At 41.2% G+C, this 23,186-nt stretch carries 15 protein-coding genes; 7 read left to right on the forward strand and 8 right to left on the reverse strand.

What is annotated here, in order from left to right; genetic code table 11:
- The first annotated feature begins 356 nt into the window (after nt 1-356).
- Nucleotides 357-1,319 carry an integron integrase gene (locus tag AC27HD_RS17135; protein WP_487107355.1) on the forward strand — a complete coding sequence of 321 codons (963 nt, stop codon included), beginning with the start codon at nt 357-359 and terminating at the stop codon, nt 1,317-1,319.
- A 345-nt stretch (nt 1,320-1,664) separates the two neighbouring features.
- Here the strand turns inward: AC27HD_RS17135 and AC27HD_RS17140 are convergent, their stop codons facing one another.
- From AC27HD_RS17140 to AC27HD_RS17150, 3 genes are all read right to left on the reverse strand, one after another.
- On the reverse strand, nt 1,665-2,930 hold the full coding sequence (locus tag AC27HD_RS17140) for a HipA domain-containing protein (RefSeq protein WP_032096160.1): 1,266 nt from the start codon (nt 2,928-2,930) through the stop codon (nt 1,665-1,667).
- The gene (locus AC27HD_RS17145) at nt 2,927-3,163 is read right to left on the reverse strand and encodes a helix-turn-helix domain-containing protein (RefSeq protein WP_487107358.1); all 237 of its coding nucleotides are present in this window, start codon (nt 3,161-3,163) and stop codon (nt 2,927-2,929) included. Before AC27HD_RS17145 ends, AC27HD_RS17140 begins: the two co-directional genes overlap by 4 nt.
- Before the next feature lie 301 nt (nt 3,164-3,464).
- Entirely contained in the window at nt 3,465-5,267 is a 1,803-nt protein-coding gene (locus tag AC27HD_RS17150) for a glycoside hydrolase family 43 protein (RefSeq protein WP_032096162.1), read from the reverse strand.
- A 168-nt stretch (nt 5,268-5,435) separates the two neighbouring features.
- Here AC27HD_RS17150 and AC27HD_RS17155 point away from each other — a divergent pair, with 168 nt between their 5' ends.
- Entirely contained in the window at nt 5,436-6,317 is an 882-nt protein-coding gene (locus AC27HD_RS17155; RefSeq protein ID WP_032096163.1) for a hypothetical protein, read from the forward strand.
- A 50-nt stretch (nt 6,318-6,367) separates the two neighbouring features.
- Here the strand turns inward: AC27HD_RS17155 and AC27HD_RS17160 are convergent, their stop codons facing one another.
- Entirely contained in the window at nt 6,368-7,756 is a 1,389-nt protein-coding gene (locus AC27HD_RS17160; protein WP_235207760.1) for a sulfatase, read from the reverse strand.
- 85 nt (nt 7,757-7,841) lie between these two features.
- On the reverse strand, nt 7,842-9,545 hold the full coding sequence (locus AC27HD_RS17165; protein WP_032096164.1) for a glycoside hydrolase family 88 protein: 1,704 nt from the start codon (nt 9,543-9,545) through the stop codon (nt 7,842-7,844).
- Nucleotides 9,546-9,795: 250 nt separating this feature from the next.
- Here AC27HD_RS17165 and AC27HD_RS17170 point away from each other — a divergent pair, with 250 nt between their 5' ends.
- Nucleotides 9,796-12,795 (forward strand): BNR-4 repeat-containing protein, encoded by a 3,000-nt coding sequence (locus AC27HD_RS17170; protein ID WP_487107362.1) that lies wholly within the window; start codon nt 9,796-9,798, stop codon nt 12,793-12,795.
- Between the two features lie 14 nt (nt 12,796-12,809).
- The gene (locus AC27HD_RS17175; RefSeq protein ID WP_032096166.1) at nt 12,810-13,325 is read left to right on the forward strand and encodes a hypothetical protein; all 516 of its coding nucleotides are present in this window, start codon (nt 12,810-12,812) and stop codon (nt 13,323-13,325) included.
- 41 nt (nt 13,326-13,366) lie between these two features.
- Here AC27HD_RS17175 and AC27HD_RS17180 read toward each other — a convergent pair whose 3' ends face one another.
- The 3 genes from AC27HD_RS17180 to AC27HD_RS17190 all read right to left on the reverse strand — a co-directional run bounded on the left by AC27HD_RS17180 (nt 13,367) and on the right by AC27HD_RS17190 (nt 18,310).
- On the reverse strand, nt 13,367-15,016 hold the full coding sequence (locus AC27HD_RS17180; protein ID WP_032096167.1) for a glycosyl hydrolase family 28-related protein: 1,650 nt from the start codon (nt 15,014-15,016) through the stop codon (nt 13,367-13,369).
- Nucleotides 15,017-15,593: 577 nt separating this feature from the next.
- Nucleotides 15,594-16,463 (reverse strand): hypothetical protein, encoded by an 870-nt coding sequence (locus AC27HD_RS17185; RefSeq protein ID WP_032096168.1) that lies wholly within the window; start codon nt 16,461-16,463, stop codon nt 15,594-15,596.
- A 377-nt stretch (nt 16,464-16,840) separates the two neighbouring features.
- Complete coding sequence (locus AC27HD_RS17190) at nt 16,841-18,310, reverse strand: helix-turn-helix transcriptional regulator (protein WP_032096169.1); 1,470 nt, start codon at nt 18,308-18,310, stop codon at nt 16,841-16,843.
- A gap of 689 nt (nt 18,311-18,999) precedes the next feature.
- Between AC27HD_RS17190 and AC27HD_RS17195 the strand changes: the two genes are divergently transcribed.
- The 3 genes from AC27HD_RS17195 (at nt 19,000) to AC27HD_RS17205 (ending at nt 23,170) form a co-directional block, all read left to right on the forward strand.
- Nucleotides 19,000-19,926: a ParA family protein gene (locus tag AC27HD_RS17195; RefSeq protein ID WP_032096170.1), complete on the forward strand. Its 927-nt coding sequence runs from the start codon at nt 19,000-19,002 to the stop codon at nt 19,924-19,926.
- Entirely contained in the window at nt 19,923-21,053 is a 1,131-nt protein-coding gene (locus AC27HD_RS17200; protein ID WP_032096171.1) for a ParB N-terminal domain-containing protein, read from the forward strand. The genes AC27HD_RS17195 and AC27HD_RS17200 overlap by 4 nt, the downstream gene beginning before the upstream one ends.
- Before the next feature lie 407 nt (nt 21,054-21,460).
- On the forward strand, nt 21,461-23,170 hold the full coding sequence (locus AC27HD_RS17205; protein WP_032096172.1) for a purine-cytosine permease family protein: 1,710 nt from the start codon (nt 21,461-21,463) through the stop codon (nt 23,168-23,170).
- Nucleotides 23,171-23,186 lie beyond the last annotated feature (16 nt).

Below are 23,186 nucleotides of genomic sequence, written 5' to 3' on the forward strand. Positions count from 1 at the left end.
AACTTATTATGAAGACTTCATTGAAATAACGGTTTAATGCCACTTTTCAAACGCTTCATAGTTAATTCTTTTCAATAGCTTACCCTGTTTCTAATGATTATTTCTAGGAAATTAAGTGTTTTTACTATGCATGCATAGTAACGCCGCATACTTATTTTATATTTATTTATATAAATCATATATCTAGCGATGATGGTATGTTCAAGGTCTGTTATTACTATGCACGCATGGTAATAACACTGTCTTTTCTGTCTTGTAGTTCATGATTAATCTGCTCTGTAGGTCGGCTGGCTCTCCGTAAAATGCGATTGACTGGATATTCTCAGTCATCCCACTTAATAACAAAGGAAGCATAAATGGCCAACTCACCGTTTTTAGAAAGCATTCGTCATGTAATGAGAACGAAACACTACTCAATACAAACGGAGAAAACCTACCTATTATGGATAAAACGATTCATTTTATTTAATCAAAAACGTCACCCTAGAGACTTAGGCGAGCAAGAGGTAACACAATTCCTGACTCACCTCGCAGTAAACAGAAAAGTCACATCATCCACACAGAACTTAGCGCTGTGTGCAATTGTTTTTATGTACAAACATATCTTCGAACGGGAATTGACGCTCCTGCCAGATGCAATTAGGGCAAGAGCACCTACTCGAGTTCCTACCGTACTCTCGCACAAAGAAGCGTTATCGATTATTGGACTCATGAAGCCCAACTATAAACTGATGTTTTCAGTGCTATATGGGAGCGGCTTACGAAAAGCAGAATTGCTTAAACTGCGTATTAAAGATATCGATTTTGATGCTAAGAACATATTTGTATTTCGGGGGAAAGGCGGTAAAGACCGAACTACTATGTTACCCAACAAGTTGCTTCATCCATTACAAACACAAGTAGAAAAAGTACATGCAATTCATACCAAGGATATTGCTGAGGGAAGTGGGATGACGAGTTTGCCGCCCAGTTTAGCGAGAAAGTACCCACATGCCATTAAAGAATTTAAGTGGCAATATTTATTCCCCTCAACGACTCGTTGCGAGCATCCTTATGACGGATATTTCTGTCGGCATCATCTTCATAGCACCGCATTAGCGAGGGAGTTAAAGGTAGCAGTTAAAAGCTCTGGCGTAGCAAAGCATGTCACCGCACATACATTCAGACACTCCTTTGCTACTCAGCTGCTGATGGCAGGAGCAGATATTCGCACTGTTCAGGAATTACTAGGGCATAACGATTTAAGGACAACGCAAATATACACACATGTGATTGGTCAGCATTCGTCAGGCGTAATCAGTCCATTTGATATCGATTAAAACACGCGGACGAGGGTCCGCTTTCCAGCAGCTTAAACCCGTTAAACATTGAAAGCGAATGTTACTTACGTAGCAAAAAAGGGATACTTATTAAGCTCTATTGTGAATGTCTGCTTTAGGTCGTTTTTTGCCATTTATCTAAACATCAATCCAGTGCCTGCAATTGGCACAGACCGGAAGCTAAAATACAAACACCTTAACGTCCTTGTCTAAAGCGAACCACGTCAATCGAATTGCTAACTTCTTATACACCTATACCGTGTAATGTGATTCGCACATGAATTAGCTCTCGACAGAACTAAACCTATACTTGATAACTTCACTCTACAAAGCTCAGAACGTGGGCTAAAGCCTGAGGTTAGTGATCGTTTCTTTGATGCAGTTATGAAAAATCTCATTAACCATACGCACTTCTCCGGCTTTGCTAGAGTGCTGTTCTGCATTTTTAACAACATCCATCAAATGACTAGCATTTTGCTCGATAGCTTTCGCCATCTTTCTCAACTGAACCGCAGCCAAAGAAGTGGGGACGCGTAATTCCTCAGCAAACGCCATAACGTTTGCTTCAGACAACTCTCCCAAAAATTGTGCTTTCCCCATGGGCTGGGACAATTCATGGTCCATATGTTTATGCGGCAGTTCATATATAGCCGTCGACAGTAGATCATAGTGAGGAGTGATAACAACATCAGAGTCTTTGATGAAGAATGAGAGATTTTTCAGATGAGCGTCGCCATTGCCAACGAATGCATTAAACAAAGCCCAGCGAAAGATATCCAGCGTTGTTTTGGCCTTCATTCTGGAGAGCTGCACCAATTTGTTTAGACTCTCTGCTGTACTATTTGGATATTTCATATTTGGTGCAAGATTCAGTAACTGACAGCCATCTAGCACATGGCAACGGTGTTGGTTAGGGTATAAACCTACTCGGTCAAATCGCTCTATAAGGTATACCGGTTCTGGCAAATAACGAATATCTACCGAAGGGACGTCTAAACCACAAAGTTTTGCCAGATTCATGACAAACCATTCATTCCTAACTGTATGGTAATAAACATCTGGTGAAGAATGTTCAGGTTTAAGGATATGAGTCGACGGAAAAAATCCAGAAGGCTCCAGAATTTCACCGTCGCGATATATAACGAGCATCTTGTGCTGCGCCCCAGCCACGGACATTCTTTTACGCTCAGCCCGGTTCAAAGGGGCTTTTGGCAGATTTTTTATTCGCTGATTCACTTCTTCGAGAGTAAGTGAATGTACCTCACCTCGTGTCAGCTGCTCACCTTCTGGCAACAAGGTTATGGCACCCGCTGATTCAGCTCCGGCAACTTGAAGTAATCCAAAAGCATCGTCTATTGGCACTCTCACGTTTTTTGCCAGCAAATCACGCGCTTTCTCTTCAGGTAACAGGTTGTCAAAAAACCACTGCACCGGTCGATAGGTACCACCGTCGATTTGCTTCCCGTCTCGCAAAGGAATATGAGGAGATAGCGGGTGGCGAGTCTTGCTTGCCAACCAAATTGGAGCGTATTCAAATCCCCAAATGTTATTCTCGTCAGTCAACTGGCCAACGAGCGAATCATCCACATATACATCAAGAGCTCGGTTCATAAATCAATGCCGTCAATGATTTGTGATAACCGTTGTCGTTGAGCATCTGAAAGTGAATCTTTTTCAATTGGAACATCGATGGTGACCGTTATCCCCAATGAATCCAAAACTCGCAAAACTCGGCCTAACTCAACCGTCGGCTTGCCATTCTCAAAATCACTCAGGAACGTTGTGCCATTAGACGACAATGAGGCAGCAGATATCTGGTCTAGACCTTGCGTCTTTCTAACCAACTGCGCGGCTCTACCCAGTTGTTTGGCATCTTTAACTAAAAATATCACACCACACCTCTTATATATGCGTTCGCGGTTATTTTATAAGAGATTAAACAAATAGCAAGTGTTTGTATGCGTTCGCGGTTAAATTAAACTTTACTACTCATGAAAGCGAGCAATAACCGCGAACGCGGTTGTGATATTACTCCTTCTGGTTTACGCCATTTATTAGTGAAAGGCAATTCAGGTTCAATAATTTCTCTAAATAAAAAAGGCCGTAACATTACGCTACAGCCTTAACTTATTGCTAGAGATTAGGTTAAAACACCATCTGGTTTCTACCCTTCGGGCCATCATAGTCGTATTTAAACCAATCGACATCAATGTAACCGTCGTCTTTTTTCTCGTTCCAAGAAAAGAACCCGAGTCTATCCCCCGTCCATTTACCAAAGCTTATAGTGAAAGTCGGGCCGAAAGCGCGATAGCTTTTGCCATCTAAGCTGTATTCGTAAGTGGCTTTGTTTCTCGCGTTTGAGGTTCTTACGTATAGCGTGTTGCTCTCAATTATGGGACCTATTTCTTTTTGGCTCATACCATCCATATAGAACAAACGAGCAGTGCCGTCTTCAAGACCTTCCACGCCTAATAAGTTAAACGTTCCGCCGTATCTGACAAAACCTGCTAGTTGATTTGCCGCAATGCCGCTAATATCGAATTTCGCTACAGCAGTGCCTGTTGTAATGCCCATTATACGCTGGCTAAGGGTGTTATTGGCGCGCCAAAAATCACCATCGGAACCGTCGTTATTAGTCCACTCGTTAATTTTAGGTCCGTACTCAGCACCTTGCGGCAAAACTTTACTGGCTTTAAGCCTCAGCCAGCCATCTCGCTCTGTGAGCGACCAGTGGCTATCTCTTGGATTATGATTCCACTCCCATTGAGGGCCTAATTCACCGCTAGCAAAATCATCATCAGATCGAGGTGCAGCGATGGGAAAACCTTTTATAGGTTTTTCGAATCGCTTAACTGGCTCGCCTATTCCGTCATTATCTTCATCTACGCCGATAATTGGCCAGTCATCTACCCATGTAACTGGTTCTAAAGACTGTGGACGACCTTGAAAAGGAATGTCATCATTTTGTATAAGCTGATGCATATACCACCAGCTACCGTCAGGGGCTTTCATCAAACCACCTTGGCTCGCGCTGCGATTGCCAAATTCTGTGCCTTTTTCAAGTACGGTTTTTACCTCATAGGGCCCATAAATACTTTCTTTAGATCTTAAAACCAGCTGCTTTCTATCATTTTTAGGGTTTTTAACACCAGGTTTAGTAGATTTATCACCCATGGTCCACTGTGCCATGAAGATATACCAATACCCGTCTTTCTTATAAATTTTAGCAGCTTCAGCACCCATGCCGGTATATACCAATTTGCCCTCATCGAGAATTTTAGTACCGTCCCAACTCATGCGGTAAATTCGATTTTCATTACCTTCAATGGTGTTGTCTGCACTTTTCTGTTTAGTGCCCGAGTTCACAATAATGTAGGCTTCGTGTGTTTCCTCGTCCCAAAATACTGCAGGGTCATCCAACACATCGGCTTTAGGCATCATCATAATTGGCTCGCTCCACGGCCCTTCGATGTTATCCGCCGTTGTAACCATTAATCCGTGCTGATAATCTATCTGATACACATACCATTTGCCCTCGTGATAGGCTAAATCGCCTGCCCACACACCAAACGAATAACCGTTCATGCGGTCCCAGTTGTACTCAGGTGCCCACGATAAGCTTGAGAATGCATGCCCTACATTTTCCCAATTCACCATATCTTTTGACTTTAGAATAGGCATTCCAGGGGACATGTGCTGTTTGGAGGTGATCATGTAATACGTGTCGCCCACTTGCTCGATGTCTGAGTCTGGGTAATCAGCGTTTAATACAGGGTTGATGTAAGTACCATCACCTTGATCACCGAAGCTTCCAGAAGTACCTTTTCCCATTGGCTCATCTTGCGCAGAGAGCTTGCTGGAAGCATCAACCTGACAGCCAGAAAGCACCGTTAGTAAAACGGATGCAATAGCTAATTTTTTAACGTTCATTTGCTTGAGTTTGTCCATAAAATTCAATCGCTCTTTTCATAAGTGACTTAGGCGTTATCATTTAACAATATTTACATAATGACACATTTTGATTACTATTGACAAACATCAATCATTTACAGTCACAAAGTTTTTTTACCTGCATCATTGCGGTAGTTCTTGTGAAGAAATATGTCAGGGGTCCCCGTGAAATCTTTTATAAATATTATAGTGGCAGGCTTTGTACTGACTGCATGTAATCCAGCATCTACAACGAGTAAACAAATAGAACCTGAACCTCTTCAGCATATTAATTTACCAGATGGCACACTTGCCGTAGTAATAGATGGTAATTCACCTGATCCTGATGACATCGGCGCTACACCAGTCTTATTAGCACTTCTCAATAAGGCCAACGCTGCCGATAGACTGGTGCATATTTCTCATTCTTGCGATTTAGACCCATTTAGAAATAAGGCACGGTATCAAATAGACCCAGAAAATGAGAGCAGACGTCAGGGTGTGCTCGACAACTCAATCAACCGCGCACTCAATGTATTTGGTCCTTTTCAAAATATTCAAAAACTGTTCAATTGTAGAGCGGAGCAAGAAGCCGCCATTGCAGATTTAACGTTAGCGATTAACAGCGCGTCCTCTGAAACACCTTTATGGATTATTGAAGCCGGTGAACCTGATGTTATTGGTTACGCTCTACAAAAAGCAGAAGAAAGCAGACGAAAGCATGTGAAAGTCGTATCTCACCACCCCGCGAACGACAACAGCGGAGACTATTTTACATGGCAACAAATTCTAGATTTTGGTATTGAAGAACACCAAATAGGCGACCAAAACGTTGGCTTGCAAACGCCTATCAATGCTTGGAGTTGGGCTAAAGATAGCAAAGACGACGGCATCTCGCTTATTTACGAAATGCTCGAATATGCTGAACAGGACGGTATTGTTCCCTTTCAAGCGGGCAAATTTGATAGCTCCGATGCCGGTATGATTTATTGGTGGATAACGGGTGCCGATAATGGTGGCAATAAGCACGCAACGCCGGACGACATTAAGCTGACCCTCAAACAATAGCTCATAAGATGCGACAAGCACGCGTCAGCCTAGTTGGCGCGTGCTATTTCTCATTCTCCCGCCACCGCTTTTTCTGTCAGCGCTTTGAAGTACTCATTACTTCTAAATTGAGACACTGGCGACCACCTAGCATTCTCTTTTGGTAGCCTAGCTTTAAGTTCACTTTTTACTTCAAAGTAAAAAGGATTATTAGCTAGGTTATTCCATTCATTTGGATCTGTTGAGTGGTCGTATAGCTCCTCACTACCATCTTCGTAACGAATGTATCGAAATCGCTCATTTTTTACAGCGTGGTTGTTAGGACCGAATGTAGTTAATGCAACATGCTCCCAATCGGCATTGGGATTTTTGATAAGGGGAGTGATATCGTGCCCCTGATTAAGCGGATTTTCTGGCAAACCAGCCATTTTCAACAGCGTAGGATACAAGTCCACTAAACTTACTGGGCGGTTACTTACAAGTTTCGATGACGAACTCGGAGACTTGATAATAAGTGTAGTTTTGGTGGACGTTTCCCAAAGCGCCATTTTAGCGAAACGGTTCTTTTCTCCCACATCGTAACCATGATCGCCCCATAGCACGATTATTGTATTATCAGCATATTCACTAGCCTCAAGAGCATCCAGTACCTGCCCAACGTAATAGTCTACAAAAGAAACACTCGCCAAATAGGCCTGCACAATGTTTTTCCATTCTCCTGACTCTATAGCCCAGTCGGTGGTTGGCATCATGTCATAGGTCGAAATGCGCTTTGCAATCTCTGGGACGTCATCAAAATCATTAGGTAGATAAGGAGGGAGCTCAATATCTTCGATAGGATGCATATCAAACCATTTTTGAGGTACGGTCCAGGGCACGTGTGGTCTAAGGAATCCACCAGCAATAAAAAACGGTTTATCGTGTTTACGCTGTAACTGTTCAGCAAGCCATTTTGCCGAATTATAGTCTGGCATCATTGCGTCTTTTTCAGGATAGGCCCCCCAGTCAGTGCTGGTCCCCTTTCTATTCCACTTAATTGGCTCGGGAGAATATGGTCCAAACTGAGCCTGTCTTCCACCGAAAACATCGAAGCTTCCATCAGCAACCCCATAGTGAAATACCTTACCAACAGCCGCTGTGTAATAACCGTGCTTTTTAAAATATTCACTTAAGAATGTCGATTGTGCTGCCTTCATATTAGCAGAGCGAATATCGTTGTCTTGAACGTGGCCATATATTCCAGTTGTCGATGGAAGAAGCCCTGTCATGATACTTGCTCTTGAAGGTCCACACAGAGGCGCTGGCGCGTGAGCATTGGTAAACGTGGTGGCTTGTAGGGCCAATCTATCTATATTTGGCGTTTTAGTACTAGGGTGACCATTCATCGCCCCTACCCAACTGTTTAAATCGTCGATCGCCAACATAAGAACATTTGGATGGCTATTAGAAGCCTGTGGCATGCTCGCTCCCAATGAATTAGCTGCGGCGAGAGCTAATAAGCTCCCGAGTAAAAAAACTCTTCTACTTATCATTTCCTAATTCCTTTCACTTAATTTTTAATTTCACGCCGCGTGAACGCTCAAACTCAAGTTTTCTGATATTGGCCTCAACAAAATAAAAGTCTCCATAAATTATGGGAGTATCAATTTCGCCAGCGTTCCCCATGTCTCCAGTCGCCTCATTAAGCACAAAGCCAAGTTCGAAGCTCTTATCCCGCCCATTTTTATTCCTGTCTGTTCTATAGTTATTAGTCAGCTCCGCCATTATTTTGTCAGCAAGCAAGCCATACTTTTGTTTTCGGTTTTCATCTTCCGTGATGGTGGCGTAGCGATACAGAGCCGATGCATAGATAGCGGCAGCTGACGTATCTCTAGGAATTTTAGTATGCGTGGCAGGGTAAGGCTCGCGCCCACAAGGAACAAGATTATCTCCTTGCAAAATGTCAGACCCGTACCAGTTTTTCTGGTTTTTGAGCTCGTTCAGCGACTCACTTGTTAGTATCGAAGCATCTAATATTTGAGGGCGATAACCTTTATAGGGCAGTATATGGGAGTCTATTCTGTTCGCACATAGCTCAAGAATTCCCGAATAGACGGACGTTTTTTGAGACGTGTTTTCAGCATACTCAAACGCGTTACTTCTATTTGCCCAGAAATCCCAAAAAGGAACGAGGTCTTCTTCTAATAAATGCCCAATACTATTTAGAACATTGTTTAAATGTGTTTCAAACGTTGCTCGTTCAGTATCACTCAAGCTTAAATCAGACATATAGTCTACAATTGTTACATAACCATATAACGACCAGCCCTGCCCTCTCGCCCAAGCTGAAACGTTGCCTAACCCCTGCCAATTGCCCGGTTTCTGTTTATCATAATCAAAAACATGGTACGCAATTGGATAACGTTTTTCTAAATCACTATCCTCATAAAAATAATGATTTTTGAGCGTTGTTTTGGCATGTGTTATTGCAATATCTTTGTAGTGAAAGGAGTCACTATCTAGCAGATATTCGAGGTTCATCATGTTGTCGATGATGACTGGGTAAGTCCATGGTTGGGCTATTTTATGCAGCTCAACAACGTCCTTACCGTTTCTTGATACAGATACCTTCATATGAGGGACGAAGTCCCAAGATTTTATAACTCCCTTTTCTTCGTTAAAACGGCGAGAGAGCGTTTCTCTACCTTTCGCCAAAATTGAAACGTACTTAGATCTAAGTTCATCGCTCAAGTCCTCGTAATTAAGGGCTTCGCCATATGAATCATAGAGCATGAAACCTAAATCATGGGTTGTTTTAAGCGTAGCATCACTGTCTAGAGCTCTTTGATAGTGTGTGGCAATGCTTAATAGTTGTCTTTCTTCATTTCCACTCCATTTCACGTATTCTTTGTTAGAGAGTATTTTCCATATTAGTCCTGGAAAAAAGCCATTGGTCCACTTCTCATATTTATCCAAAAAGATGCCTCCGTGCTCGTATGAGCGCGGAACACATATCATCGTGGTATCTTTAACGCATGCAGGACGGTAATAAAGGTACCGTTCAGCTTCAATATGATTGGCCATCTTGAGATATTGATTTTTTGTGAAAGTTAAATTGCCGCCTGCGTCTTCGGCAGTGAATATTTCGATGTTTGATTGAAGCACTTCTTTTTGCAGTACTTCATGTTTTCCAGAGTGCTCTTGACTACAGGCTGCTAGGGCAATAAATGTGAGCAGCTGTGTCCCTATCAAAATTACATTCTTAAGCATTTTTTACTACCACAGGTAAATTAAGTAAGCCAATTCTTCAATTAGCCTCGAACGCGCACCAAATTATTTTAAAGTTTACCACTTTACGCCCTCATGACTACTTATGATTAATAATGATCATATTGTAATGCATTTGTTAATTCAATGTAATAGGATATGCGCGAAACTGAATGCTTTTGAAATATTGCAGTATTAGCATTTTGTGGAACTACATCATATTGATTAATAACTAACCTGAGCTAATAAACTTATGAAATGTCTAAAAACATTGTTAGTTTCAACTACTTTATTGACTGCATTTTCGCTTAATGCAGAAGTTACACTCGAGCAACAAGTAAAAATTACGGAAGAAGGGCTCCATTTCGACGGTAGAAATCTCGACTTTTCTAATGTAGGGACGCCAGACACGGGAGAAAAGTACGACTATTTCTTCGGCCCGAATATCTCCGCCCACGGTGATGCAGTAAAAACATACAGGCATTATGTTTTTATGACGTGGTATAAGGGCGGGAAGAACGAAAGAAACGTAATGCTTTCTCGATACAATACGCTTAATGGCGAACTATCTACAATCGAGTTCCCCCATAAGCACACTGGTTTCAGAGGCGATCCCCTTGTCGGAGAGTCTCACAATACTATCGGCTTATCGGTGAGTCCTATTAATGGCACCATTCACATGGTGTTCGATATGCACGCATACGACAACAATAATCATGGCGGTAAGTTTAAGGATGACTTTTTCAGATATTCATTTAGCGTAGCTGGCGCTGCTGAGCTCCCCCATTCAGAATTTACCTTAGATAAATTTGTTAAGGATACTAGTGAGGTTAGCCAAGGAGACGATGATTACAAGCACCTTACTATGACAGGCGATCTAGATGATAAAGGTAACTTTGCTCGCCTCACCTACCCTAAATTTTTTACTACAGTAGACGGGACATTGCTGCTTTATATGCGCCTAGGCGGCAATAATAACGGCGCTTATGTTTTTAATCGCTATGACGCTGAGACTGAAAGCTGGTCGACGTTCACAAAGTTCAATGAAAACAATCAAAAGCTTAAGGGAAACCAGTATAACTGGGGCCTTTACGGAAACATGAAGTATGTAAACGGAAAGCTTCGTGTTGGCTTTCAACAGCGAAGCAACGATAATTCAGATAAATATAAATACCAAAACGGCGTCTATTACGCGTATTCAGACCATCCGGATGGCTTCGGTGATTGGAAGAATCACAAAGGCGAACCAATGACATGGCCGCTTATTAATTCCGATGAGATAAAAGTATTTGAGCCAGGTGACTATATAAGCCATACCGAAGCCAACTCAGTTTACATTGTGGGAAGCTTCGACTGGACTGTTACTGAAAAAGGTGACATTCATATTATCAGCAAAGTTCGTTCAACCGACCGCGGCAGAGCAGACTACGAAGAAGTTTATATTCATTCATATAAACCCGCAGGCGCTGAAGAATTCATAATTAGTACTGATTTCCCGGGTGCAAGTGAGATTTATACATCAGGTGACAATGTTTATATTGTAGGTTTAGAGGGCGGCCGCCCCTATGTTGAAAAAGCTCAAGGCGGCACCAACAACTTTATTAGAGTGTATGAAGCGAGCGATGGACCAGTATTCGATCATGGCACACTCTATATCAAGGACGGTAAAGTTTACTATTACCTCATGGAGCGTACATCAGGCACCGCAATGCCCCTTTACCTTCAAATTATCGATTTGGATTTAGAGAGCGACGCGAATGCTCCTATCGTATCTTTTCCTTCTCCTTCAGTGACTGTAAACCAAGGTTATGAGAAATTGAGCCTGAACATTTCTGCTGAAAGTCCAGTGGAAGGAAGAAGCATTCAGTCTGTTTCACTTTATATTGACGATGAGCTAGTGCGTACAGACGATTCTCTACCGTTTCTGTTTGGTCATGGCTCTAAGCCTCATGAGACTGGCGCATTGGGCTGGCTTGATAGGCACGAGCCAAACCCCTCCCCTCTTTCAGCAGGACGCCACGTTTTTAAAGCAGTAGCTGTAGATAGCGAAGGCGACAGCTCTACTGCAACAATGATACTGAATGTGAACTCAAATGCCCCCATCGTTTCATTTCCCCAAGAAAGTTTGGAAGTAGATGAGGGATTCGAAAGGCTGAGTCTCAACATTAGCGCAGAAAGTGCTGTTGAAGGACGCACTATTGAGTCGGTTTCTCTTTATATTGATGGCGGACTGGTCAGGACAGATACCTCCCTTCCCTATTTATTTGGTCATGCTTCAAAACCTCATGAAACAGGTGCGATGGGCTGGCTTGATACTCACTTACCTAATCCGTCTCCGTTGGCTGCGGGCAGTTACGAATTTACAGCGGTTGCGACAGATAATGAAGGTGAAGAAACAACAGCCTCTATGCTGCTTGTCGTTAAAGGAGAGCCAGAGCCGCCAATCGTTACTTGGCCAAACTCAACTGTGACTGTTTATGAAGGCTATGAGAAATTAGCAATCACTATCGATGCAGAAACACCGGTGGAGGGGCGAGACATTCAGTCTGTCACCCTTTTCAGAAACGGTGAGCTAGTAAGGGTGGACACGCGCCCAGTGTGGAACTTCGGACATTCTTTTGCACCTTACGAGTTTGGTGCTATGGGTTGGCTAGACCGTCATGAGCCGAACCCTTCACCTTTAGGCGTTGGCACACATACCTTTACCGCCGTAGCACGAGACAGCGCAGGACTTGAAAGTGAAACTGATATGGCGCTCATTGTCCTGAGCTTACCTGGGCCCTCAGTCATGATAAATGAGGGTGATATCTCACTACTGACTGAATATCAAAACCTTGCTATCACAGCAGAGGCCTCTGCAGCAGATGACGATATTTCTCTTGTCAGCCTAGCACTTTACATTGATGAACAATTGATAAGAGAAATCTATGAACCTCCGTTTATATGGGGATCTGATGCTTATTCGACTGAATTACTATCGTTGACGGAAGGTACGCATTTAGTGCGCGTAGTCGCCACTGACTCCAACAATAAGCAGTCTGAATCTAGCATTTTTATCAATATTGATTTATTGGGCGACCTAAATAAGGACTCAATAGTAGACAAAGCCGATACAAGGCTTTTTACATCAAAATTACGAGCGGGTGAAATTATGGATATCCGCTATGACTTTAATGGTGATGGCGTTGTAAATAACAGAGATACACGAGGTCTTGTTCGTCGTTGTACTTATTCACGCTGTAGTTCTAATTAAAAGGAATAACGAAAATGAAAATTGCGAACTTAATACTTATTATTGGTTTAATGATGTCCTTTTCATCAAAGGCATCGCTCATTACCTTTTCAAGTGATTCATCGTCATACTCAACTGGCGATTTAATAGAGCTAGAGGTGTTTATTAATGAAGCTAATCCAGCAATAGATTTTCTTGAGATTGTATGGGAATTTGATTCCAGTCTATTTGAGTTTGACATGCTTACTATTACTGATGGTGTTTTTGATAACTCTTATTTTGACGATGCTTTTGCCTCAGGGGATGAATTGTTACTTCAATTAGGATTTTCTGCTGATTGGGATAGCTTCCTAGGTACATCGTTTACATTAGGAACATTCAGCTTTATTGCGTTAGAAGACAACGTGACATCGCCTGAACTTATGTTAATTGACATGTTTGCGCAAAATTTTGACGGGGATGATATAAGCGCAACATCGGTGCCCGCGCCACCAACGCTTTTAATGCTTTGTATCGTTGGCATAGCATTTCTTAGAAAGCGGATGCGTTGATTGTTATGGCCCAAGGTTTTATTCCTTGGGCCATTCTACCCCTACTTATTTAACCTTTGCTGTTTCTGATATTCGTAAAGAGAAGGTATAGCCATTTTCGAATTAATGTCAGCGATATAAGGTGAAGGATTATGTTCTACTTCGAATTTTCTATTTCCATACATGCCAATAACTCTTGCATCAGGTCCTTCTGTCTGCCCCAAAATTCTGACTGTTTCATCACCATCGGCGCCACTTTCAACAAGTATTTTAGAGTTCCATGTCGTGTTATATCGCCCGTGACCGGGTTGCCAGTACCCTGCCCCACCTCCAAACCATAAATCGTAGTAAGGGCCATCTTCACTAGGCTTTGCTTCTATGTGGAAAGTCATGTTGTCGTATAGGTTTTGATGGTTGGCTCCTGCATGCTGATCTAACGTGGGTTGCGTAAAACCTACACCTCGCAAAAATACACTTTTCGTTGACTTGGTGTTCATACTAAATGTATGTACTGTGGGATTTAGAATTTTAGCATCTTCTACCAAGAAGTTATGTACGCTCCCAAGATGGATACCATAGTGTCCAAAACGACTTCCATCGCTGCGTATATTTGAGATTGTAACATTTCCACTATTCTCAGTTAATAGAGCGCTGTCTGCATTGCTAAAGCTTACGTCCCTAATCCAGCCGTTGAATACGCTAGTTAAGTAGATACCGTTAAAGCCCTGCTCAATATGATGGCCATAGGTATCGCCCGTTGGAAAGTGAATAGATAGTCCTTCTATCCCAACCTCTTTTAAATGCTCCCATGATGAGAAGTGTGCAGGTATATTACTATTTATATCGTGTAAGAGAGGGTCACTTATTTCTATTTTATTGCCTTTTACTGACTTAACTTGAGTTGGTTGCATGACGAGCGGACGATTTGGGAAGTCAAAATGGTGTGAACCAATAACTTGGTCAGTATTGCCATAAATAGCTTTTACAATGCCGCCTTGTTTACCCTCTTTATTATGCCAGTCTATTCTGAGTATATCCCCTTCTGAAATACCTCCTGCGTCGGTAACGTCTAGGGTTGAATCACCTCTTTTTCCTTTAGAGATTACAGCTATTTTTTGGGGTTGCTTATCCAACTCTTTTAAATAAGGAACGGGGCGAGTGTTCTCCTTTTGGATCCATATCACGCCGCCTGACCAAGAGTATTCAGAAAAATAGTCATCTATATAGATTTCAGGGTCTTTTTGTTTTTTGTTATGTAACCTTAAGTAATCTCGAAGTTCATTCAATGTAGGTGTTTTGTCAATAATTGACAGCGGCATCGGAAAATAAAGTTGAGTACCACTGGAGCCCATTCCTTTTCCACTAATTGTTATATCACTTCGATTAATCTTGAGAATATCTTTGATAATGAAGCGCCCTTTCGGAAAAGCTACTGTCACATGCCCTTCTACCGTGTGTGCAAAGTCTAAGGCTTTTAGGATAGCTTTTGTGTCATCCTTATGGTCATTCGGGAGTGCACCATAATTCACTACATCGATATTTGTGGTATCAACGTTAGCAACAATCTTCTTTTCTCCATTGTGATAACCAGCATATGAGTAATCTGGGAGAAATATATTTTCTTTATTCCTTAGAGCCTCAATGCCCTCGCTACCGTTGGCTGACAATGAAGCGCTGATTAATAGCGCCATTATTGAAAAACTAATGTGCATCGATAATCTGACGAGAAGCTTGAATTTCCGAGCTAATAGTTTTCTATGAAAGGTATACATTGTTGAAACAACCTATTTTTTAAGTGATGCCTTTACAATATATTCACAATTAATCAATAACAATAACTTTCAATCACAATGAGGATATAAAGTTCTGCGCCTCTTACAACAGAACAACCTTGTGAGTTTGATAACTCAACAGTCTTTTTTCTTTTTTCTTGTTTTTGATAAAAAATATTAAGTATTGCGCAGCCATATAAATATCCTTTATCTAACCTCTATGTATATTCTAATGTCTGCATCAAAGCGTCGAATTGCACTTGATTGTCTTTTACTAGTGTTGAATGGTCTTTATTACGCATCAATGGAACTCTATCTACGCATGAATGGAGTTTGGTTTGTCGCAAAAATGCAGCTGAGTCTACAGATCTACGTATTACAATATCGAATACAAGGTTTTACTGATCTATATACTGCTAGTTCGGTTTATAAGGGTAAGAAAACAACTCATTTTTGATGTGAGTGTAATAGTTGGTAATAAATAGTAGTAGATGTGTCTGCTGTAGCGCGTTGTTGACTACACTTTTCCTAGGCTCTTCAAACGTTGAAGGTGTTGAGCTGCTTCTCTTGGGGATTTTTGAATTCGAGGTTCGTTGTGTTTCACTGGCACACTATCGAGCGACGGAGCCTTAGATACCAAAACCGATAGCTTCGTGACAAGGCCGTGAAATGGTTTGGCTATCACTTTAAATGTATTTATAGATAAAAACTTTAGAACGCCGTTAGCGAACTCGAAAGCGATAATTTCTAGATTCTGTAGCGTATTTAAAACGCGTCTTACTGTATTTTGCGACCAGTTGAGAAAGTGAGACAGGAACGGCACCGTTCTACAGACCTTTTGCCTACTTTTTTCTATATTCCACTTGTGCTGATTTAATAGATAGCCATGTAAAATTAGTGCTTTGTGAGTATGTTTAGATCTATTCCCAGATAACACAGCGCTGTTGCGCTTGAGCTGGCCTACCTGAACTTTAAAGAAGGTTATTGCACGTCCTTGGTCTTTTATTTTTTTACTCCTTGCCGCTACAAGTGTTTTTTCTAATTCGCTTGCGAATAGTAATGCGTAAGCGTTATCGCCTATTTTTAAATGATGCGCGATATTATCGTAGTAAGGGTGATAAGAACCGTGCTCTCTTTCGACAGGCTCACCTTTTTTCAAAAAGCCTTTCGATACTAAAGATGAGATTGCTGAACGGACTGCATTTGGTGAGTAGCCGACTTTATTGCAAATAGCTTGAGTTGTCTGCTTGAAGAGACGTCTATATGGTTTCAATTGACAAGCGAAAAAGGCAATATGTGAAAACACAAACGACTCTGTGTCTGTTAATTGCTCAAACTGCCCTGACGACATAAAAAGTACGTCATCAAATTTACTATTAGGGTTCATCTTTTTACCAACAATATACGTGATTTGCTGATAAAAAACGCTTTAGAGGTTGACCTGATCGGGTAAACCGCTAAAATTAGATGTGTAACTGGTTCGAAAAGTTACATCTAAAGACCCGTGCAGTGCGCCAACACTTCACGGGTTTTGTTTTTTGCGCTTCTTATCTTTCCATATTTCCAAAATGCTCTTCACTGAGCGTTTAAAGATTGTATTGTTTTTTGTTGTTTTCTTTAATGTATGTAATCTTTATATGAAAGGTGTGAGAGATCAAGTTGGATCGTGATCTATTGTTGATCTTTCTAAAGATTCGATCCAAGGCTTAATAACTGATTTAGTTAGATTAAAGGTTCGATCCGGCTTAACAGGTACGCAATCGTTTAACGACGATCATCAAGTTTTCCTAAAATGTGGAGGGCTGACATGTCACGTCTAAATGCGATCACTGATGCGCCTTGTTCTGGCGAATAACCTATATTGATCAGATATCCTTGAACAGTAGCCCTACCATACTCAACTACTAGCTCACCTTTACGTTGTTCTGACAGAAAACTTGTTCCTACCTGTTTGACTATCTTTTCAGCCACTGCTTCGTGGATCTTTGCTTTGTAAGATGGGTCAGAGTTTGCCATAACCATATTGGAAAACTTGCGCTTAAATTCATTGAGGCTTGAGGAGGGAGCGACGGATTCTCGCAGTTCATTCCACGCATATAGTTGCTGTGCTTGCCTACCGGTTATGAGATGTTCACGTGCCCAAAGCCCAAACAGAATCTCAATTTCGTTTTTTGTAGCAAATACATCACTGTCGATGAGCAACATATCATCCAGCGTTCTTTTCGCTTTTATGGCAGCAATAATATTTTTTACAGTTGACCTGGGGAACTGTATGACGGCCGCCTTTTTTTCTACATTCTTAGAGTCTTCATAAGTTACGATCGCTTCTAAGCGAAATAATTTATAGTACATTTCTATGTCAATAATGAAATCTTTTCTATTATCATAAAAATCTCTCATATCAAATGTCGTTGCAGATATTCTCTGCATGGATTGAATAGCATTGCTGATGTAACCACCCGCGGAAGCATCTGATACTGGTATATCTTTCGCCATTGAAATAAGGGGCTCTAAGGGCAACGTAAAGGTTTCTCCGATGGTTTCTGACTCTTCAATTCGTTCTGAAATATGATTGATTAACCAAGTAATCGCGCTTGCGTAGTAACTCATGTCAGGAAGATAAATTAATCTCCCCTCCTCTGCCCTCGCTGTTATCAGAATGGGTTTTGTTCTCCCCTCCTCTCGAAGTTTAATACTAAGAGAGCTTGTTTTATCTTTGCGGTTCGTTCGCATTGCTTTCACCAAATAGCGAACAATTTGAAGCTCGATAAAACGTGTCTTATCGTCGTAACGCTCTATGTTGATTGTTTCAACAGTACTGGATGAAACCAATTGAAAGTTGTCAATCTCTTGGTCTTTATTATTAGATTCTGCCGAGGCAATCGAATGCCCCTTTGGCATGACTAGTTTGTAGAGTCTTCCCCGCCGCTTTTTTATAGGATCAGTCGTGATAAATTCGCTAACGATTAAACCTTCCTTTTCTAACTGTACGAGGTGATGTCTTACGTTAGACAACTTACGGTTAATTCTTTTGGCTACGAATTCTAAGCTAGCGGTAAGTTCTTCTATCTCTTGGAGTGTAATAAATATGTCTGACGCAACAGTACTCGATGTAGCTGAAATATCTAGTGAGCTGCAAAGTCTCATGAAAACCTTAAAGTCAAAGTCACTAGATACTGAAACTAAGGGGGCCTTAAATCCATATTTTTCAGACAACTCGAATAGTTCACGCACGCTGATTCTCTTCCTATAGATTTTATTTATCGAGTAGATTCGATCCAGAGATTATAATAGAAGTATTTCTATGTCCATGCTTTGCGTTATTTGGTTTATGTGGAGTCAAGAACTGAGTTCCTTTCACCCATCGTCGCTTACTTGATTTGTAGAAGGTGACTGCATAGTTCATCAATGTTTCCGCGGAAACAATGTAGTATGACAACGCCAGGCGTCAACAAGGATGGGCCTTCCAGCGATATTGTATTTACTTTTTAATTAAATAGAAAAGATGTTTTATCTATGAATGATATTACCTCACGCCATTGTACATAAGGCAAAATTTTCAATAGCGTTTCCGCGGAAACAGTTTCAATCTGTTAGCACGTAGCCCTTTAAATATATCGGCTTCAGCGAAAATTCATTTATATTTTAATTTAAGTTAAGAGCTACTTTATTTGTGTGAATACACCTTATCAGCAATAATCCTGTTGCGTAGACCTTCTTGTCTAAACGACTAAATACTCCTTGTTCTTCAATGAGAACTACACATTTCAAAGTTATATTTCCTGTGAGTCATTCTTGTTAATCGCTCAGCGCTCTAGTAAAGCTAAGTTTTTCAGCTAGGCTATTGTTCTAAAGATTCGATCCGAGACATTAACTATTTAGCATGCCAATATATACTGGTGTCCTTAGATAAGGTTTGAATAATGAAGAAGATAGAGCTGTATAATGGAATGCGCGTGCTATCCAGCTACCATAGGAAAGGTGGGGTTGGTAAAACATTTTTGGCGTCAACAATTGCATACCTTCTGGCGACTGGAGGTCCTAACGGAAAAGGAAAGAAGCGGCGCGTTTTAGTATTAGACTACGATTCTCAGCAAGACTCATCAAAGGCGTTTTTAAAGATGGACGCTATTCCTGGCGATGATGAATATGCCGCACCTCTGCATCCAGAGTTTGAGGATATTGACGATCCGGAATGGAGCGGTAGAAACACAAGCACTGATATCTTATTTAATTCTCCGGTATATGAATATCCAACGGCTTTTGAAAATATTAAAGTTTTGCCTTCAGAGGGTAATGTAGACAGAGTATTGGCGCTTACTCCTGAAGCAGATAGATTGGTGTCCAAAATTACTGCTCATATGCGAGATTGGTTCTCTGTAGAAGACCTAGCTGATGATTACGACATCGTAATTGTCGATAATCCACCAAGTAAATCTCCAGTTTCAGCAGGAATGCTCGGTGCTGCAACCCACGTTATCATTCCTACGGAGCCCGAGTACGATTCAATCGATGGCGTGCCTATGCTTCTCAACAGGATAGATCGTATTAACGAAGACCGTGCATCTAATCCATTGGAAATTGTTGGGGTTGTGCCTAACAAAGTACCAAGCAAATCACGATTAACTCAGAAAGATGAAGTCGCTCTAGCGAAGCTTTACGACAAAGATGGTCCTACAGGTAGATATATGAGTCCATTTTGGTTGCAGCAGCGAAATTGCTACCGAGTAATGGAGCGTCCATCGGTGGATGAAACTCATTTTAACTATGTTTACAATCATCACGCAAAAAGCGAAATGCAAAAACTTTATACGTTGATTGAAAATAGCTTATGGGGAGATATGAGATGACAGCAAGAAAGCCAAGAAGTCGAAGAGTTGCCAAGCCAACATCTCAAGAAGACCTAATAAGTAAATATCAATCTGGCGAAGGGGTCTCAAAGAAGTCTCAACAGATGCTTGATGATTTGAAGCAACGAGATAAATCAAAAAAAAGCAGTGTTCACGATGACCCATTGTTTAAGACGTCATCTGAGGTAGACAGGGTATTGGTCGATTATATTCAACCTCAGTCTGATAACCCTCGTTATTTACCCGTTAAGTTTGCTAAGCGTGATGATGCTGGTTCCATTGCTTCTTTAACAGATTGCGTAGTGTGTGAAAAAGATGTCATTGAAAACCGATTAGATAAAAGTAATCCCAGATATGACGCAGTCAATGCGGAAATTGAAGAAATTAAGGGGTTAGCAGAAACTCTTAAACATAGCGAACTAATTCATCCCATAGCGGTTTGGCGTAAAAATATGTCTGATTACGCTATAGTGGCCGGTCATAGACGGTATTATGCTATCCGATATCTTTATGGTGGTTTAATTAAAGTCAAAGTTAAGATTTATGCAGAGAGGCCAAAAAACATAAGTGTTTTGCGGCACATCGAAAACTTCTCACGTAATGATTTAACATTACCTGATGCACTGAGTAGCTATTCAAATGCTGTTACAGAATTAGAACAGATTGAAAGTGATAAGCTAGCATCGAGCAGGGCCTCTATTGTTACATCATATTTGGGGATTGGTCGAACTACTTTCTATCGTTATGACAAGCTCCATGACTATAGAACACTAGTCATGCCACTATTAGAATATCGAATTGTGGAGTCTTTAAGAGGACTTTACGAAGAAATTATTAAAGCCGAAGAGCAGGGCAGGGAAGAGGTTGAAAAATATCTTAGTGCTTTGTACGACGAAAAGAAATTTACAAAATACCTTCAAGCCCCTGTTGTAAAAAAAGCAGGGAGAGCAAAGCAATATATTTCACTGCCAAAAGTAAAAGTTAATCAAACCTCAGCATTAAAGCGTCTATTAAAGGAAGATGTTACTCAGTTAGAGTTAGGTATCGATTGGGATAAAGTAGATTTTGAAGACCCTGTAATGCTAGAAAATGTACTTAAAGAGCTAATTAAATCATTAACCAAATAAGCTGAGTGTTTCCGCGGAAACACAATGGCTTATATCTGCCACAGCCCTTACTTTTTAAGGGGTGTGGCGTTTTTTTTATACTTGTTTAATTCATAAAGAACTAAAGTTTGCATTGAAAATCGACATTCGATCCAATCATGCGGTCAATTTGCTAACTTAATCTTTTCTTCTATTTCTAGTTCAAACACTACCACAAAATTTCTATTTAAAATAAAGACGCACTTACAATATTAGTCTTATCTTATGTTTTATGTGTGCTGACTCATTAATATCACTATACATCCTGATAACAATTTTGTTGATTGAAACTAACACTTAAGTCATAATCGCTCAAAAGTAATCATCTTTACTTCCTTTTTAAGCGGCTTGCACTAAATAAAGCCTAAAACGAGAATAATGGAGGAAATGTGTCGAGTTCAGATGAGTTTGAATCACAACCGATAAGCCCTAATAAATTACAACCAGCGCGTGCGTTTGCAGGTAGTTACGCTGGTGAACATGTCGCCGGTACGGAGTTCGTCATAGGAGCACTGTTCGTGTCTTGGGGCGTAGGTGCAGGAGATATTCTAGTTGGGCTTTTGCTAGGAAACTTGTTAGCTGTACTAACATGGGGCCTTTTAACTGCGCCAATTGCAACTGACACACGCCTGACATTATATGCTTACTTAGAAAAGATAGCTGGGAAGGGCACCATCAAGCTCTACAGCGTAGTCAATGGAATACTCTTTAGTGTGCTTGCCGGCGCAATGATTACGGTCTCAGCGTCAGCGGTAAGAATTTTGTTAGACATCCCACCGCAAGTAGGTTGGTTTCCTTCGGACTTTAGGTTTGTATTGGTCGCTTTATTTGTTGGCGCTGTCGTAGTTTTTATGGCCGTAAAAGGCTTTGAAAAACTGGCGGCGTTTGCTGAGGTATGCGCTCCTTGGATGATCTTGATGTTTATTGTGGGTGCCTTGTTTCTTCTTCCTGCTCTGATAGAGGCTACTCCCGGAATTAGCTCAATATCGTCGTTCTTAGACTTTTACACTATCGCCAATGAATCGATATGGATAAAGACGAGTGAAGAAGTCGGTTTCTGGCATGTTGCTGCGTTCGCGTGGGTTGCTAATCTAGCAATGCATGGAGGAATGGGCGATATGACACTACTCCGATTTGCGCGTTATTCTAAATATGGATTCTTTTCAGCGTTGGGTATGTTTATAGGCCACTATATGGCATGGATATGCGCAGGGATAATGGGGGCCGGAGCAGCAATAATTCTTAGCACAGCGATCACCAGTCTAGATCCCGGCGCTGTAGCTTATCAAGCACTAGGCACATGCGGAATTATTGCTGTAATCATTGCTGGGTGGACGACTTCAAACCCTACAATTTACCGCGCCGGTTTGGCATTTAGCTCATTAAACCCTAAATGGGGCAGAGAGAAATCTACAATAGTAGTTGGTGTGGTAACCACGATTATTGCGTGTTTTCCTTTTGTATTTTCTCAGCTACTGGGATTTGTTGGGATAATGGGACTGATGATGGCTCCAGTAGGCGCAATTATAGTGGCAGAGCACTGGTTATTTCCAAGAATAGGGTTAACTCGTTACTGGTCGCTCTATAAAGGAAATACGACAAACTTTGCCGCGATTATTACTTGGCTCACGGCGCTGGCGCTTAGTTATGTTCTAGAGCGTTCTGGCGTATTCCATCTCTTTTTCCTGCTTGTTCCTATTTGGCTTTATTCAACCGTGACTTACTGTCTATTAGCTATAGCAATGGGGGCTAAAACAGCTTATCCCGAATCAGTAATTGCTGAGGAAATTGAAGCTAATCGAAAAGTTGATGAAAAAAGTTATTTGAAAAATTTAAGGCCAGATAGCGTTGCGGGTCTACAAACCAAAACACCGCTTATTGTATCGGTAGCTTCCCTTATTGCTATTGCCTCCCTTATAGCTTGCTTAGTTATTGGTGTTATGGCATTTCAAGATGGTGAAAACAGTCAACTCCACACTCCATTATTAGTTGCAACAATCACCTACTTTATAACCGCGACATACGCTTATCTTGCTAATTCAAATAAAGCTGTCGTCGAGAATAAACCAGTCACTAGTGTCAATGTGTCTGGAAGCTAGTTTCCAAAGTAGGGCT

The organism is Alteromonas sp. 4NS20-0143 (genome assembly GCF_057542855.1).